We start from the raw sequence: 17,244 nt of genomic DNA on the forward strand, positions 1-17,244 counted from the left end.
CCACCTGCACTTTCTCGGAGGTGACCCCGGCAGGCCCCGGCATGCTCTGATCCATGCGACGTGGAACGTGGGCCGACGACTTTTCTGCCATCACCGCGATCAGCCGGGACGCGGTTGTGCGGACGGCCGAGCTGGAACGGCTGGGCATCGCGAAGGGAACCATCTCCGCCCGTTGCGGTGAGCGTGGTCCGTGGCAGCGCATCCTGCCCGGCGTGGTCCTGCTGCACAACGGGCCGCCGACGACGCTGCAACGGAACCTGGCGGCGCTCGAGTACGGCGGGCCCGACTCGTTGCTGACCGGGCACGCGGCGCTGACCGCTCTCGGGTACAACCGGTCGGCGTCGAGAAACGAGGTGCTGCTGCTTGTTCCGTCTGTCTGCCATCGACGTGACTGGGCGTACGTGAAGGTCGAGCGGACGTGGCGGATGCCCACCCTGGTCCAGCGCGGACTGCTCCGGCTCGCACCTCCCGAACGTAGCCTCCTGGATGCGGCGCGGCGGACCCTGCTACCCGACAGGTGTCGTGCGCTGCTCGCCGACGGGATCCAGCGCGGCGACGTCACCGTCGACGACCTGGCGCGCGAACTGGCGTCGGGCAGCCACCGCGGAAGCCATGTGCCGCGCGCGGTACTGCGGGAGCTCAGCGAAGACGCGCACTCCGTCGCCGAGGTTCACGCCCGAATGTTGTACGGCTCGAGTGACCTTCCGCCACTGCAGCAGGGCGTCGACGTGCTCTCCGCGACGGGGCAGTGGCTCGCCCGCCCGGAGGGGTGGCTCGACGACGTGGCCCTGGCATGGGAGCTCGACTCGCCGAGGTATCACTTCTCCCCGGAACTGCACGAGGCCACCGTCGTTCGTCGGGCGCGCATGCGGCGGGAGGGCATCGTCGTGGTCAGTCACTCGCCCGAGCAGATTTCGACGGCACCGGCGACGGTGCTGGCTGACCTTCGCGCCGCCCGGTCGCTCGCAGCTTCTCGTTCGCGTCCCTCGGTGTTCGCCGTCACCGGGCACACTCGGCGGTCGGCGGGACTTCCCGCGGGGTACGGCGGTGGCGACGGCGCCGAACCGAGGTCACAGCAATCGAATCGGACTGTGTGACATCGGCCTTGATCGGCACGGATCAGCTATAGGGGCATCAGGTCGTGCTTGCGCGGATTGCGCTGCACTGTCTTGTCGCGCAGCATCGTCAGCGCCTTACGGATCTCGAGCCTGGTCGTGGAGGGCTCGATCACCGCGTCGATGTAGCCGCGCTCGGCGGCGATGTACGGCGTTGCGATGTTCTCGTTGTAGAAGTTGATCAGCTGACGCCGGACCGCGGGTGCGTTCTCGCCGGCGGCCTCGATCTGACGGCGGCCGATGAGATCGACGGCACCCTCGGCGCCCATGACGGCGATGCGGGCGGTGGGCCACGCAAAGTTGATGTCTGCACCGAGCTGCTTGGAGCCCATGACGGCGTACGCGCCGCCGTACGCTTTGCGGATCACGACGGTCACCTTCGGCACCGTCGCCGTCACGAACGCGAAGATGAACCGGCCGCCCCGCTTGATGACGCCGATCCGCTCCTGCTCGAGACCTGGAAGGAACCCAGGCGTGTCGACGGCAAACACCAGCGGGATGTCGAAGGCGTCGCAGATGCGGATGAAATGCGCGGCCTTGTCCGAGGCCTGGGCGTCCAGAGCACCCGCCGCGACCAGCGGCTGGTTTGCGATCACGCCGACCGTGCGTCCGTCCACGCGGGCGAAGCCGGTGATGATGTTGAGCGCGACCTGCCCGCCGATCTCGTGGAACTCGCCGTCGTCAAAAATCCGCAGCAGAATGTCGTGCATGTCGTAGCCGGCGTTGTCGGCGTCGGGAATGAACGTGTCCAGATCCCGGTCCGAGTCCGTGATCTCCGGTTCGAGACCCGGATTGACCACCGGCGGCTGCTCCATGCAGCTCGACGGCAGGAAGCTGAGGTACTTGCGCACCCACTCGAACGCCGCCTTCTCGTCGGCCGCGACATGGTGCAGGTTGCCGTACTGCGCCTGGTTCCGGGCGCCACCGAGCTCCTCGAGGCTGACGTCCTCGCCCGTGATCTTCCGCACCACGTCGGGTCCGGTCACGAACATGTACGACTCCTCGGTGGCCACCAGAATGTCGGTGTTGATGGGCGCGTACACGGCCCCACCGGCACACTTGCCGAGGATCATCGAGATCTGCGGGCACATCCCGGACAGCGGCTCCTGCCGGCGGCCGAGCTCGGCGTACCACGCCAGCGAGGTGACCGCGTCCTGCACTCGGGCGCCGCCGGAGTCGTTGATACCCACGCAGGGGCAGCCGATCTTGGCCGCGAATTCCATGATCGCCGCGACCTTCCGGCCGAACATCTCACCGACGGAACCACCGAACACGGTCTGGTCGTGCGAAAACACTGCGACCGGGCGTCCGTCGACGGTGCCGTGGCCGGTGACGACGCCGTCGCTGTATAGGGCGTTGGGGTCACCGGGCTGGCGCATCAGCGCGCCCACCTCGATGAAGCTTCCGGGGTCGAGGAGCATGTCGATGCGGTCCCGTGCGCTGGGAATCCCCTTCTTCGCACGTTTGGCGATCGCCTGCTCTCCCGCGGGTTCCTTGGCGACGTCGAGCTTTTCGCGCAGCTCCGCCAGCTTCTCTGCGGTGGTCGTGGTCACTACTGTGCTCCGATTCCGACGGCGTGGATGGCCGCCAGCTTCTTGGTGAGATCGGCCCCGACTTTCGCGATGTAGGGCTCGTCGACGATCTGCAGGTGGTCGCCACCGACGTGGATGATCTCCAGGTTCTCCACCGCGTCACCCCAGCCGCCGTCGGGCTTACGAGTCTTGAAAGCGGGCTCGAGCTGCATGACGTCATCGTGATAGCGGTCGGCCATGTACAGGACCACCTCGCCGTCGTACTGCTCCAGCTCGGCAGTCTGGATGGCCCGATTATCGAGCCACGACGTGCGCTGGTGCTCGATGATGCCGCCCGGAATCTTGGTGCCGCTCAGCTTCAGCAATTCGGTGAGGATCTTGACCTGTTCCTCGTCGCTGCCCGCCGCCGCGAGCTTGTCGTACGGCAGCGGGTAGTCGACGTTGTAGGTCTTCTTCGCGAACGCCGCGTAACGCTGCCAGCGCTTCCGGATTTCGTCCGGAGTCTCCGGCACCTCTTCACCCGCCATGACGGTGTCGATCAGGCCGACGATCCGGACGTCGGCACCCTCGGCCCGCAGCAGCTTCGCCACCGCGTATGCCAGCACACCACCGAGCGACCAGCCGTACAGCACGTACGGCCCGTCGCCCTGGATCTCACGGATCAAGGGAAGGTACTCGGCGGCCCGCTTCTCGATCGGACCCTCCGTGCGCTCGAACCCGTACATCGGCGTGCCCTCAGGCAGTCGCTTGAGCAGCGGCTCATACACGACGGTCGAACCGCCGGCCGGATGGAACACGAATACCGGTACGGCAGTGGACCCTTCGGGACGCGCGCGCAGTGTGCGCACCAACCCGTCGATCTTGCCGGAGTCCTCGAGGAATCCGCGGACCACATTGGCCAGCTCCTCGATGGTCGTGGCATCGAGGACGTCGTCGAACGTGATGTCCCCGTTCGCACGCTCGGACAGGCGTGCGGCCAGCTTCTCCGCCACCTCGTCGCCGACGATCGGCAACGTGTTGAAGATGCCTTTCGCGGACTCACCAGTGACGACGGCCCACGTCGCAAAGGTCAGTCGCTCGGCCGCATCACGCGGTGGGACGTCCGAACCCGTCGCATCGGCGAACGCTTCCTTGCTGTCCATCGAATTGCCGTTCGCGACAACGCGTTCCTGTGGGACGGATTCGGTCACAGCCTCGGACACCGGTGCGGCGGCTTCGGTCACAGACTCCGAAACGTTAGCGGCCTCCGCATCATTGGCGGCCTCCGCGGCCTCGGCGGCCTCGGCGGCCTCGGCGGCCTCCCTCTCGGCCTTCTGCTTGTCGGCGAGCGCCTGCACCTCTTCACGGTTCTCCACCGCGTATCGCAGGTACTTGCCCACCTCCATGAGGTTGGCGTCCTTGACGGCCTGCAACTGAAGCTGCGGGATGTCGAACTCGTACTCGACGCGGTTCTTGATGCGCACCGCCATCAGCGAGTCGAGTCCCAGTTCGATGAGCGGGATCTCGGCAGGCAGATCCTCGGGTGAGTAACCCATCGACTCTGCAACAATCAGCGCCAGGCGATCGTCCAGCGACTGCGAACCGTTCGGGTCCCATTTGTCCCCGATATCTTCGACGACCTCGGGCAGTTCCTCCACCGGCTCCGCCGCCGGCGCCGCGGTAGCGACAGGCTCCGGAAGCACCTCTCCCGAGGAGACCGCAGCATCGAACAGCAGCGTGAAACCGGTCGCGGTCCGGGCATGCACCTGAACGGACGCACCACCGGGATGAGTGGTGAGCGTGGTGGTGAGGGTTCCGTCGGCCGGAACCTCGGCATGGGAAATCGACGCGGCCAGCGCGACATCCGACAGCACCTGGGCCGCGGCTGCGGTGACCAACGCGGGCAGGTCGGTGACGGCATCGGCCTGGACTTCCCACACGTGGCGGCCGTCGGGCAACGACACGTGCGCACCGGGAACTCGGTTGTTGCCGCTCGACGTGATGCGGCTGTGCACCCAGTACGGCTTCCGGAGCCACGCCGTGCGCGGCACGGACGCGTAGTCGCCGGCGGGCAGCAACGACGACAGGTCGACCGCGTGTCCGTGGACGTACAGCTGCGCCAGCGCGGCGAGCACACCGAGCGGCTCGTCTTCCTTGCGCTTGAGCGTCTGGATGAGCTGCATGTCGTGCAGACCGGCGTCGAAGGCCGTAGCCGCCACCGACATCAAGGCCACCGGGTTCGGGGCGAGCTCCACGAACGTGGTGTGCCCGCTTCCGACGGCGAGGCGCACGGCGTTGGTGAAGTACACGCTGTGCCGCAGACCCTTGGTCCAGTACTCCTCGCGGTGGATCGGCTCATGGCCGGCGCGGTAGAAGGTGTCCTGATCGACCGACGAGTACACGCCACACTTCAGCTTGGTGGGCTCGATCCCGGCCAGTTCGGCGGCCAGTTCACCCAGCAGCGGGTCCACCTGTGAGGTATGGCTCGCGCCCTTCGTCTGAAGGACCCTGGCCATCTTCTCTTCACCCTCGGCCCGCGCGACGATCGCGTTCACCTCGGACTCGGGTCCGCCGATCACCGTGTGGGTCGGGGCCGCGTACACGCAGACCTCGAGGTGCGGGAAGTCCGGGAGAACGGTTTCGATCTCGGCCGCGCTGTACTCGACGAGCGCCATCAGACGGATGTCGTCGCCCTCGAGCGTGGCCTCGGCCTCACCCATCAGACGCGAACGGGCACAGATCACCCGGACTGCGTCCTCCAGCGGCAGACCACCGGAGATGAACGCCGCCGCGGCCTCGCCCATGGAGTGACCGACCACGGCCTCCGGCTCGGCGCCGTGATGGCGCAGCAACGCCGCCAGGCCGATCTGGATCGTGAAGATGCCGACCTGCGACGTCTCGACGTCGTAGTCGACGCTGTCGTCGAGGAACTTCTCCTTCATGGAGTAGCCGGCCTCGTCCTCGATCAGCGCGTCCACTTCGTCGATGGCCGCAGCGAACACAGCATTCTCGAGATAAAGCTGCTTGGCCATCTTGCGATGCTGTGAACCGAAGCCCGACAACACCCACACCGGGCCCTTCGACGACGGTGAATCAGCCGAGAACACGCCATGTCCCGGCTTACCCGCGGCGACCGCACGCAATCCGGTGATCGCCTCGGAACGCGTCTTCGCCAGCACCACGGCCCGGGAACGACCGTGATTGCGGCGCGCGAGGGCACGAGCGACATCGGCGAGGGGCGTGGTGCTGCCCTCTTCCGTCTCGAGCCAGTCGGCGAGATCGGCGGCGGCACGGCGACGTCGGGAAGGCAGCGCGCCCGACACCGGAAGGACGACGGTCTGCTCCGCAGCCGCGGTCTCTTCCACAGCCGCGGTCTCATCGACCTGCGCGGCGACGTCTGTCGCGTCGACGCTGTCGTCGGTGACTGCGCCGGTGACTTCCTCGTCCGCAACCGGCCCGGTGTATTCACGCACGACGACGTGAGCGTTGGTACCACCGAAACCGAATCCGGAGACACCGGCCACCGCGGCGCCCGAGTAGCGCGGCCAGGCCGCACCTTCCGGGATGACCTGCAGGTGTGCCTTGTCGAACGCGATGTATGGGTTGGGTCCCGCATAGTTCAGGGTGGGCGGCAGGGTGTCTTCCTGCATCGCCAGCACGACCTTGATGAGTCCGGCCGCACCGGCCGCTGCCTCGAGATGGCCGAAGTTGGTCTTGGCGGACCCAAGGAGCGCAGGCTTGTCGTCGGCACGCCCACGCCCGACGATGCGGCCGAGCGCGTCGGCCTCGATCGGATCGCCGAGGATGGTGCCGGTGCCGTGAGCTTCGATGTAGTCGACAGCCGAAGGATTGATGCCGGCGTCGCGGTACGCGTGTCGTAGAACATCGGCCTGAGCGTCCGGGTTCGGTGCCGCTAGACCGTTGGAGCGGCCGTCCTGGTTGACCGCGCTACCGGCGATCACGGCCAGAACCCGGTCGCCGTCGCGCTCGGCATCTTCGAGGCGCTTCAGAACGACGAGTCCGCCGCCTTCTGCACGGATCATGCCGTCGGCGTCAGCGGAGAATGCCTTGATGCGCCCGTTGGCGGCCATCACACCGAGCTGGTCGAACCCGAGGGTCCCGGGGGGCGCGATGAGCATGTTGACGCCACCGGCAAGCGCGACGTCGGATTCACCGGTCCGCAGCGAACGTACCGCCTGGTGCACGGCGACCAGCGAGGAGGAGCACGCCGTGTCGAGCGCGACGGAAGGCCCACGGAAGTCGTAGAAGTAGGAGACACGGTTCGCGACGATCGCCGTCGACGTGCCGGTCAGCGCATACGGGTGAGCGCCGCCCTCGGCACTGACCGCCAGCATCTGATAGTCGTTGGCCGAGCTGCCGATGAACACACCGACCTGCTCGCCCTTGAGATCGCTCGCCGGAATGCGGGCGTGCTCGAGGGCCTCCCAGGTCAACTCCATCGCGAGGCGCTGCTGCGGATCGACGTTGACGACCTCGAGCGGAGACATCGCGAAGAATTCCGCGTCGAAACCCTTCACGTCGTCGAGGTAACCACCCAGCGTGTTGGCCTTCTCGACGGCCGCCTTGATCTGCGGGTCGGCGGTGAATTCCTCCCACCGGCCCTCGGGGAGGTCGGAGATGCCGTCGCGGCCCTGCGCGAGCATCTCCCACATCTCGACGGGGGTCTCCCCCGCTCCCGGGAATCGGGTCGAGAGCCCCACGATCGCGATGTCGTGCGAGTCGGACGTCGGCGCGGACGCGTAGTACGCGGCATCGGCCGAATCGTCGATCTGCTCGGGCTCACCCTCGATGATGCGCGTGGCGAGCGAGGCAATGGTCGGATGCTGATAGGCGACCGTCGCGGTGAGCGTCACACCGACCAGTTCCTCGATCTCGCCACTCAAGGCGACGGCGTCGCGGGACGAGAGGCCGAACTCTTCCATCGGGCGGTCGTCGGTGATCTGGGCTACCGGCTGGCCGGTAGCGTCGGCGACCCAGTTGCGGAGCCACTCACGCAGCTGCGCAACCGTCATGTCGCCGGCAGACCCCGCCGCTCGGTCCGCATCGCTGGTGGTCGCACTTGCGCTGCTACCCCGGTCTTCATTCAATTCAGCCATCAACTCACCAAGCTACCCGTCAGAAAGTGGACTAGTCGGAAACGCTATCGGGGAATGCCGTCTGCGTGTATCCGCCACGCAGGGTCCCTTCGATGTAGCTCGCCTTGCAGGCGCGGCGGGCGATCTTGCCGCTCGACGTGCGCGGAATCGATCCCGCCGGCACCAACAGAATGTCCCGTGCGGTCACACCGTGCCTGCTCGAGATGGCTGCCCGCACCGTGTCGGAGATGGGCTGCGGATCGGCCTTGCCGGCGCCGGGAGCACGCTCGGCGACGATGACGAGCTGCTCCGAGGAATCGTCGGGGTCGAACGACAGCCCCGATTGTGTGTTTTCGAACACGACCGACGGCAACTGGTTGGCCGGGACGGCGAACGCGGCCACGAAACCGGGCCGAAGGGCGTTACTCGCCTCCTGCGCGGAGAATTCGAGATCCTGCGGGTAGTGGTTGCGGCCGTCGACGATCACGAGGTCCTTCACCCGGCCGGTGATGAACAGCTCACCGTCGATGTAGACGCCGAAATCTCCGGTCCGCATCCAATTGGCGTCCTCGGGTGTGCCCTCGGCGTGACTGCCCTCGGCGAGCCGGTTGATCAGCTTGTTGTGGAACGTTTCCGCGGTCTCGTCGGTGCGACCCCAGTAGCCGGTGCCGATGTTTTCACCGTGCAGCCAGATCTCCCCGACCCGGTCGTCGGGCTGCTCGATGCCCGTCTCCGGATCGACGATGGCAGCCCACTGGCTGCGCGCCACGTATCCGCACGACACCTGCGGGATCGCGTTCTCGGCGTCCTGATCGACCTTGACGACGCGTCCCGCATTGAGTTCGTTGCGGTCGACGTAGATGACCCGGGCCTCGTCCGAGTGCCGGGTCGCCGACACGAACAAGGTGGCCTCGGCCATGCCGTACGACGGCTTGATCGCGGTCTTGGGCAGACCGTAGGGCGCGAACGCCTCGTTGAACTTGCGCATCGACGACGTCGTCACCGGCTCGCTGCCGTTGATGAGGCCGATCACGTTGCTCAGGTCGAGGCTCTCGCCGTTCTTCGGCAGACCGCGGGCGGCCGCGTGCTCGAAGGCGAAGTTGGGGGCAGCGGCGAAGGTGCCCGCGCCGTCCGAAACCGCGGCAAGCTCCTTGATCCAGCGGTACGGACGCTGCACGAAGGCACGCGGACTCATGATGGTGATGTACTTGCCGCCCAGCGCAGGCAGGATGACCGTCAGCAGTCCCATGTCGTGGAACAGGGGCAGCCACGTGACGCCGCGCGAGTTCTCGTTGAGCTCGATGGAGTCGACCATCTGCAGGGCGTTGGTGCCCACGGCACGGTGGGTGATCTCGACACCGGCGGGGACACGCGTGGACCCGGACGTGTACTGCAGGTAGGCGATGTCGTCGAGGTCGATCTCGGGGCGAACCCAACTGTCGCCGACGCTGTCGGGAATGGCGTCGACCGCGATGATCCGAGGGCGTTCGGCTGCGGGAAGTGACCGGAAGAACTGGCGAACACCCGCGGCGGAGGAGGTGGCCGTGAGGATCGCGGAGGGCTTGCAGTCACCGAGGACGGCGTGGAGGCGGTCGGTGTGACCGGGCTCGTCGGGATCGAACAGCGGCACCGCAATGGTGCCGGCGTGGATTGCGGCGAAGAACGAGATGACGTAGTCGAGACCCTGCGGCGCGAGGACGGCGACACGGTCGCCGGGCTTGGTGACCTGCTGGAGGCGGGCGGCGACAGCACGCAGGCGATGGCCGAACTGTTCCCAGGTCAGCTCGTGGGCTTCGCCGTCACGGTCCCGCGAATAGTCGATGTAGCGGTACGCCAACTCGTCCGAGTTCTCTCGCGTGTGACGCTGGACATAGTCGACCAACGTACTGTCCGAGTCGAGCCGGATATGGCCCTTCTCGTCGATAAAATCATCGAACTTCGCGTTCATTCCATCTCCTCCGAAGCGATCACACAGGCACGCCACCGGCATGCCTGCGCCCCAGACTTCCTTCGCCGAATCGGATCTTGTACAACTCGTGGGGAATCACGCGAAACGCGACTCACCCGAATAAGTGCATCGATTCCAAACCATCGATATGTTACAGATTGGCATCGCCGCCCTCGCTACGCTGCGTCTACTCGCCCTTCAGTTGCGAGATGATCGGCGCGAACGCATCCATCTGTGTGGGGAACACGCCGACGTAGGACATTGTCGTCTTCTCGCGCACCATCCGGATCTGATCGGCGATCTCGTCGAAACTGCCGATCGCCAGGTAGGGCGAGTTGAGGATGTCCTCGACCGAGAGCTTGGCGTCCACCTCGATATTGGGTGGGAAGCCCTGATCGAGCGCCGAGAGTGCCATCTCGGCCGTCTGCTCCCGGTCGTCGGTGATGACGATGGTCGTGATCGTCCAGTTCAGCTCGATGTCGTCGAATCGCTCACCGGCCGCTTCGCGGATCCGCTCGACACGTTCCATCGTCTTCTCGAGCGTGACCCCCGACAGCAACAGCTTGCCTTCCTTGCTGGTGGGGGTGGCGACGGAGATGATGTCCGCGTACTTGGCGGCAAGAGCCAGCATCTTGGGGCCGCCACCGCCGACGGCAATCGGCGGGCGCGGGCCCTGGCGGGGCCGTGGACTGCCGGTCAGGCCCTTGATCTGGTAGTACTTGCCGTCGAAGTTGCATTCCTGGCCGCGCAGCAGCGTGTCGAGAATCTGCAGCGACTCCTCGAGCTTCGCGATGCGCACGCCGGGCCGCTCATAGTCGATGCCACCCTTGTCGAACTCTTCCTTCATCCACCCGGCGCCGATACCGAGCTCGAGGCGTCCACCCGACAACACGTCGATGGTGGCCGCATCTTTGGCGAGGATCGCCGGGTGCCGGAAGCCGTTGGCGAGCACCGCGGTGCCCAAACGGATCTTGTCGGTGGCTATGGCCAGCGCACCGAGCGCGGCGATCGGCCCCACCTGATTGCCCAGGTGATCGGGGATCATGAAGCTGTCGAACCCGAGTTCCTCGGCCTTCTGGGCCAGTTTGACGAACCGGCGCGCGCCGCCCTCGTCTGCATTGCCCTCGCCGCCGGCCGCGAATCGGAACTTACGGGGCGGGCTGGCCTCGGAACTCATGTATCGCTTCTCCTGTGGTGAAACGCCCGCGCAACAGGACGTGAACATCGGTGGGATGGGCACGGGTGGTGCCGCAACAGTGCAGCACTCTACCGGTGCCGAGAAACGCACACTACCGGCGAGTACGAGGCGTGCGTCTCTGTTTGGGACGATTTCCGGATCAGGGACCTCGGCATACCCACCAGTCACAAACTCAACTGTGCGGCGGCGTCGGCGCGGCGGCGATCTTCTCCGCTGCCCACCGCGCCATCCACTGGGTGGCCGTGGTGCCGTTTCCGTCCACGACGTACGAGTTGTACAGCGCGTGGACAGGGTTGTTGTTGTACTCGAGCAGGCGCAGCGCGCTGCCGATCCAATTGCCCGGCGCCAAAGCCCGGGCGGGTGCGTCGCAGATGCCGTCCGACGGTGCACAGATCTCGACCGTGCGGTCGGCCAGTTCCCCGAAGCCACCGGGACGCGGTCCGGTCATCGTGATGCCCGGAATCTGCAACCCGGCGAGCGACAACTCGGCGCCGACACCGACGACCGGAGCACCGATATTCGTGGCGGCCGAGGGGTCCCGGCGGCCGTCGGCGATGAGTCCGACACCGAGAACGAGGTCTTCCGGGACAGGACCGTCACCGGCGCCGATGCTCGACGCGATGTCGCCCGCGATCACCGCACCCTGCGAGAAGCCGGTCAGCAGGAAGCTCGTCAGCGGGCATTCGGCGTGGCGACGGATGAGAATGTCGTTGGCGGCTGCCATCCCTGCGGCCCGGCTGTTGTTGTACGACTGCTGGCCGTCCGGCGGGAAAGCGACCGGATTGGAGAACTGGGCGACGTACGGAACCGTGTAGACGTCGGCCCGCGACGGCGGAAACTGCTGCTGCAACGGCCGGGACACATTGAGCATCAGCGACGCCGGGTTCGCGGTCGGGTTGTACGGATCATCGGTGGGGCTGGACTCCCACGTTCCCGGGACGACGACGACCTGGACGTCCGGGCAGCTCGCGGATTGCGAATCGGGCCGATCCGGGCCGGGCGGGCTCGGGATGGGTTGGGGGAGCCGCCCCGCAAGGAGATACCAGAGTGCGATCAGTGCCAGCAGAACCACCAGCAGGAAGGCCGCCAGCAGTACGAGCTTGCGCAGGAGGCTGCTCTTCTTCCGCGTTCCGCGCCCGGTCCCCGTCATCGGCGTTTACTTGCAGTAGGTCGCGTGCGCGACGTCCACGTAGGTCTGCGCGTCGGCTGTCGCCTGCTCCTGGCTGAGCTCCTTGCCCGCCGCAGCAGCCTCGGAGCCCACCATCGCCGTGACGAACACCATCGTGTCGGCGTCGCTCTTGCCTTCTGCCTTGGACTGGCAGATGAAATCGGCGGTGCTCACCGCCATGGTGCCGTCGGCGGCCGGTTCGATGCCCTTGTCCTTCAGTGCGGCGAGGAACCGCTGACCGTCCGCGCTGACAGGAACCTCACTGGGCCCGGGGAAGTCACCGGGAACTTCTTCGGGCTGCTCGGGCGGCGCGGTCGCCGCCTGGCCGGGGCTCGTCACCGGCGCCGACGAGGTGGCACTTCCGCTGGGAGCAGGCGCCGAACTCTCGGTAGCACTGGACGTGGCCGCTGCCGTGGTGGTGGTCGCGGACGGAGTGGACGTCGCCGTGGAGTCGTCGCTGCCGCATCCGACGAGCAATCCGCTTGCTGCAACTGCGATCGCGCCGGTCGCCAGTGCTCGTGCGAAGGTGGTGCTGATACGTGAATGCTGCGGCATCTAATTCCGTCCTAGTTTTCCAAGTCGTTGTCTCTCGACAGGGTACAGACGCAGATCGGGCGGGAACCCGGTCCGCTGGACCGGTCCCGCCCGCTGCACTACGCACATCAGTGCACTTCGGCCTTACCGTCGATCAGGGTGATGTAGCCGGTCTGGAAATTTTGCTGCACACCGCCGGGGATGACGAATTTGTCACTGATCGGGAAGCCGATCCGGCCGGCTTCGTAGCCGACGCTCTTCCAGGCGTCGAAGATCGGCCCGTTCTCGATCGCCCAGGCACCGGACAACGGGCTCCAGTAGATGTTGCCGCCCTCGAACTCGTTGAACCGGCCGCCGTCCTTGACTGCGATCTCGCTGGTCTTCGGGAACCCCAGCCATCCGCCTTCATACCCGAGCTCGGCGTACTTGCCCATGATCATCCCCTGCACGCGGTGCGTGCCGTGGACGGGGCTGTAATACATGGCACCGATCTCGAAGCCCTGTACGACACCGTCCTTGCCGGGGGTGGGCACCTCGTCGGCCACCGGGTAACCGAGCGGCCCACCTTCCCAGCCCTGGCGTGCCCACTCCGCGAGAATGGCCCCGCGGATGGCATGCGCACCGGTTTGCGGTGTCCAGTAGATGGACCCGTGCTCGAAGTGATTGAAACGACCGCGACCGTCCGGTGTGCCCAGCTCGGGTGTGGTCGGGTAGCCGAGTGGCCCTGCCGGACCGCCTGCCGCCTGGTAGGCGCCGCCGATGACCCCGGCAACCGGATGCGTGCCCGTGTCGGACTTGGCGAAGATCCTGCCGAAGCGGAAGTCCTGCACCGTGCCGCCCGCGAGGCTGTACTCGGGTGTAAGGCAGTCCCCGATCCACGGGCTGGCCGCCGCGACCCCGGCAATGGAGCCACCCGTGCCGCACACCGGCTTGTCTGCCTCGATGCCCACGGCGGCGGCGAGCTGCGGCCACAGCTGGTGCAGCTCGAACTGCCAGTACGGCCACGAGTGTGTCCCGGACGGGCGGTAATTGACCTGCGCGGGAATGCCCAGCTTGTTGAGCTTGGTGGCGAACGTCTGCGAGGTGAGGCGCGAAAGAATTTCCAGACCCATGCCCGCGTAATTGGTGCTCACGCCCGGAATACCCGACGGCTGGTCGTACGGGCCGGTGGTTCCGCTGCCGCTGGAGATGTACAGGCTGACACCCTTGAGCTTGTCGGCCAGGAGGTACGGGTCGTGCTCTTCCCACGCCGAGCTGGTCGGGGGTCCCCACATGGCGTTCGCGTCGAACCCGCCGGCATCACTCATGGCGTACGCGACGGCCTGCGGCATTCCGAGCGCCGTGGTGGTCAGCATGCCCGACAGTGACGCGGCGAAGTCGAAGAATCCCTGGTTGCGAGCGGCGAGGAACATGGCCGACGTCCCGCCCATGGACAACCCGACCACTCCACGCGTCTGCGTGGTACGCCAGTCGCTCTCGAGGATCGGCGGCAGTTCCTTGGTGAGGAACGTCTCCCACTGGTAGTTCTGGCCGTTGTCCTGCGCCACCCAGTCGGAGTAGAAGCTGGACTGACCGCCCACGGGAAGGACGACGTTGATGTTCTTGTCCGCGAAGAACGATTCGGCGTCGGTTTCGAGTGTCCAGCCGTTCTCGTTGTCCTGCGCCCGCAGGCCGTCGAGCATCCAGACCGACGGAAACTTCTCGGTCGGCTTGGAATTCCAATCGCGGGCGAGCAGCAACTGGACCTGAATCGGCACACCCATGGACGGAGAGTTGACCCACAGCGCGACCCGGCGGTCGGACAGCCAGTCGACGTGATGAATCGTCGCGCCACTCGGCGCCTGCGTAGCTACCGGGGCCGCATGCACGGCAACCGGCGCAGCGGACGCGGTGGCGGCCGAGGTGAACCCGACCGCCACCGGCACCACGAGCACAGCGGCGAGCGTGGTGAGGACCCTTCTGCGGACCACTCCGGCCGACACACGCTGACGTTCTGCCTCGAGCAGGCCTACTCGCATGACGTTCACTCTCTCTCTGCGCGTCGAGGCCACAACACGGAACACTGCCTCACGTTCCGGTTCTTTCTACACGCAATCAACTGACGAGTGGGGGCGCCGCGCTGTTACCGCTGGTGCAATTGTTACTTCCGAGCTATTTCCGGCTAGCCGATGGTGTTGCTGAGATCCGGTGCCAGATCATGGATCTGCTGCTGCCAGTACCGCCAGCTGTGGATGCCGCGGGGCGGGAAGCTGTAGGTGACGTTCTTGGCACCGATGGTCGCCATCCGCACCTGGAAGGCGCGGGTGTTGGCCAGCGACAGCGCCTCGAGGCTCGCGCCGGTAGTGGCGTTGAACACGTCCATGACCCCGGTGGGGGCGGCGCCGCCGGGGGCGGGGATGCCGTTCGCGGCGGAAACCCAGACGCGGGTGCCGTTGTCGCGGAGTTTGTTGGCGAAGACGAACGGGTCGTTGCGCAGCCACGCCGGGTTCCACGGCGGGCCCCACATCGCGTCGACGTTGAACCGACCGGCGTCGAGCATCGCGACCCGGATGGCTTCACGCATGCCGGGAGCGGAGATGTTCAGGTACCCGGAGAGCGAACCGGCGTAGTTGAACTGATCCGGGTGGTACGCGGCGAGCGTCAGAGCGGCGCTGCCACCCATCGACAAGCCGATGACTCCGTTGCGGGTGGACTGGAAACCGAGACGGTTCGCAAGCGCGTTGCGGAGTTCCTCCGTGAGGAAGGTCTCCCACTTGTAGGTGACCTTCTGACCGTTGAAGGTCGAGTTCGACAACCAGTCGGAGTAGAAGCTGGACTGGCCGCCGACCGGCTGGACGACGTTGATGTTCTGCGCGGCGAGGAACGGCCCGGCGTCGGTGTTGATTTCCCAGCCGCTGAGGTCGTCCTGGGCGCGGAGGCCGTCGAGCAGGTACACCACGCGGCTGGTGTTGCCGTCCGCTGCACGCCAGATGCGGCTCTTGACCGGGCCCATGCTCGAGTCGACCCAGAAGTCCTGGGCTGCAGGGTCGAAGGCTGCGGATGCGGTCGCGCCGCCGCCCACCATGGTCACGCCCAGCGGCAGTGCTACTGCCAGAGCAATCGCGGCGGCTGTGCGTCTGGCCCACCCGCTCGTTCTCGTCGAACCCCCAACTCGCATGAAATCGTCTTCCCTCCGGTTGATCCCTCGCGCGCCGCGGACGCGGCAACCACTCGAACTCTCGTGAAAATCTCACGTACAGACGCCACCCGCGCAGCGATCGCTGCGCGGGTGGCGTCTCGACGGGATCACCTTACTGACAAAACATGTCGTTGCGCACTCCCGGGTACGAGAATTCCGACCGTTTCCCCGGTTCGGGCTCTCTCCGGACAGACCCGGTCCCGAACGACGAGTGCCGTCCCACCCGGAAGGTGGGACGGCATTCGATGTCGAGCTCAGATCACCAGGCGCCGAGCGTGTCCAGGATCTGTCCGCGGGCCTTCCACAGCTCCGAGCTCCAGTACGGCCACGAGTGTGTGCCGTTGGCGGGGAAGCTGAAGTGGGCGGGAACACCGAGGGTGGCCAGGCGAACCTGGAAGGCGCGGGTGTTGGCCAGTGCGAGCGCCTCGAGTCCCATGCCGTTGGCGGTGTTGTAGTAGTCGATCGGTGCACGCGGGTGGTCGAACTCACCGGGCAGGCCGCTGGCGGCGGAGATGTACATCGACAGGCCCTGCAGACGCGGGGCGAACACGAACGGGTCGTTGCGCAGCCACGCGGGGTTCCACGGCGGGCCCCACATCGCGTCGACGTTGAACCGGCCGGCGTCGAGCATCGCGACCCGGATGGCTTCACGCATGCCGGGAGCGGAGATGTTCAGGTACCCGGAGAGCGAACCGGCGAACTTGAACTGGTCGCGGTGGTAGGCGGCGAGCGTCAGAGCGGCGCTGCCACCCATCGACAGGCCGAGAACCGCGTTGTTGGTGCGGGAGACACCGTAGTTCGCGAGGAAGTTGGGAAGCTCCTGAGTCAGGAAGGTCTCCCACTTGTACGTGACGGGCTGGCCGTTGAAGTTGCTGGGCGCGTACCAGTCGGAGTAGAAGCTCGACTCGCCGCCGACCGGCATGACCAGGGTGACGTTGTCGTTGCGGTACTGGTCCAGCGCGTTGGTCTCGAAGCTCCACGCGTTGCGGTCGTTGCGGGCACGCAGGCCGTCGAGCAGGTAGAGCGCTGCGCTACCACCACGAGCTGCCCACTGCACCTGGACCTTGATGTTCCCCATCGAAGAGGGAACCCACAGCTCCTCGTATCCACCCGACGGTGCGGTGTGGACGGGGGCGGCGTGAGCGGGTGCTGCCACGGCGACGGCTCCACCAGCGACTCCTGCGGCCACAGGCAGTACCAGTGCGGCGGCACCTACTGCCATCGCACGCTGCTTGAGGCGCTGAGACAACCTCGTTCTGGCAAAACGCATGGATACTGCTCTCTCTCTTCGTCTGCGGACTCCGCCAAGAGGCGGTTCCGGCGGATTCCGTCGGGGAACAGGCGACCTGCCGGCCCGGAACTATCCCGGTTCGGCAGCGGACCTCTTCCAAGTCACACTGCGCTCGGTGGACTGTATGTCACACAAAGTTCCCTGACAAACGCTCGCGGAGCATTTGCCGGGGCACTTTCTCGACCACCGTCACCGATGACTCATC

10 protein-coding genes are annotated in these 17,244 nt (G+C 66.4%); 1 reads left to right on the forward strand and 9 read right to left on the reverse strand.

All coding sequences use genetic code 11. The features are described from left to right. Nucleotides 1-53: 53 nt before the first annotated feature. Nucleotides 54-1,097 (forward strand): hypothetical protein, encoded by a 1,044-nt coding sequence (locus HYG77_RS13710; RefSeq protein ID WP_244461307.1) that lies wholly within the window; start codon nt 54-56, stop codon nt 1,095-1,097. Between the two features lie 26 nt (nt 1,098-1,123). Here the strand turns inward: HYG77_RS13710 and HYG77_RS13715 are convergent, their stop codons facing one another. The 9 genes from HYG77_RS13715 to HYG77_RS13755 form a co-directional block, all read right to left on the reverse strand. Beyond that, nucleotides 1,124-2,668 carry an acyl-CoA carboxylase subunit beta gene (locus HYG77_RS13715; RefSeq protein WP_109326052.1) on the reverse strand — a complete coding sequence of 515 codons (1,545 nt, stop codon included), beginning with the start codon at nt 2,666-2,668 and terminating at the stop codon, nt 1,124-1,126. Next, entirely contained in the window at nt 2,668-7,659 is a 4,992-nt protein-coding gene (gene pks13, locus HYG77_RS13720) for a polyketide synthase Pks13 (RefSeq protein ID WP_208963377.1), read from the reverse strand. The genes HYG77_RS13715 and pks13 overlap by 1 nt, the downstream gene beginning before the upstream one ends. A gap of 115 nt (nt 7,660-7,774) precedes the next feature. After that, a complete protein-coding gene (gene fadD32, locus HYG77_RS13725) occupies nt 7,775-9,670 on the reverse strand; it encodes a long-chain-fatty-acid--AMP ligase FadD32 (RefSeq protein ID WP_109326048.1) in 1,896 nt (631 codons plus the stop codon). 187 nt (nt 9,671-9,857) lie between these two features. After that, complete coding sequence (locus tag HYG77_RS13730) at nt 9,858-10,847, reverse strand: LLM class F420-dependent oxidoreductase (protein WP_109326047.1); 990 nt, start codon at nt 10,845-10,847, stop codon at nt 9,858-9,860. Between the two features lie 193 nt (nt 10,848-11,040). Continuing rightward, entirely contained in the window at nt 11,041-12,018 is a 978-nt protein-coding gene (locus tag HYG77_RS13735) for a cutinase family protein (RefSeq protein ID WP_208962929.1), read from the reverse strand. A gap of 6 nt (nt 12,019-12,024) precedes the next feature. After that, complete coding sequence (locus HYG77_RS13740; protein WP_208962930.1) at nt 12,025-12,591, reverse strand: DUF732 domain-containing protein; 567 nt, start codon at nt 12,589-12,591, stop codon at nt 12,025-12,027. A 107-nt stretch (nt 12,592-12,698) separates the two neighbouring features. Then, nucleotides 12,699-14,588 carry an alpha/beta hydrolase-fold protein gene (locus HYG77_RS13745; RefSeq protein WP_208962931.1) on the reverse strand — a complete coding sequence of 630 codons (1,890 nt, stop codon included), beginning with the start codon at nt 14,586-14,588 and terminating at the stop codon, nt 12,699-12,701. A 143-nt stretch (nt 14,589-14,731) separates the two neighbouring features. Then, on the reverse strand, nt 14,732-15,727 hold the full coding sequence (locus HYG77_RS13750; RefSeq protein ID WP_109326044.1) for an alpha/beta hydrolase family protein: 996 nt from the start codon (nt 15,725-15,727) through the stop codon (nt 14,732-14,734). Nucleotides 15,728-16,007: 280 nt separating this feature from the next. Further along, nucleotides 16,008-17,018 (reverse strand): alpha/beta hydrolase family protein, encoded by a 1,011-nt coding sequence (locus tag HYG77_RS13755; protein ID WP_159918802.1) that lies wholly within the window; start codon nt 17,016-17,018, stop codon nt 16,008-16,010. Nucleotides 17,019-17,244: the final 226 nt, after the last annotated feature.

This window comes from Rhodococcus sp. ZPP (genome assembly GCF_017656075.1).
Taxonomy (GTDB): Bacteria; Actinomycetota; Actinomycetes; order Mycobacteriales; family Mycobacteriaceae; genus Rhodococcus_F; species Rhodococcus_F oxybenzonivorans.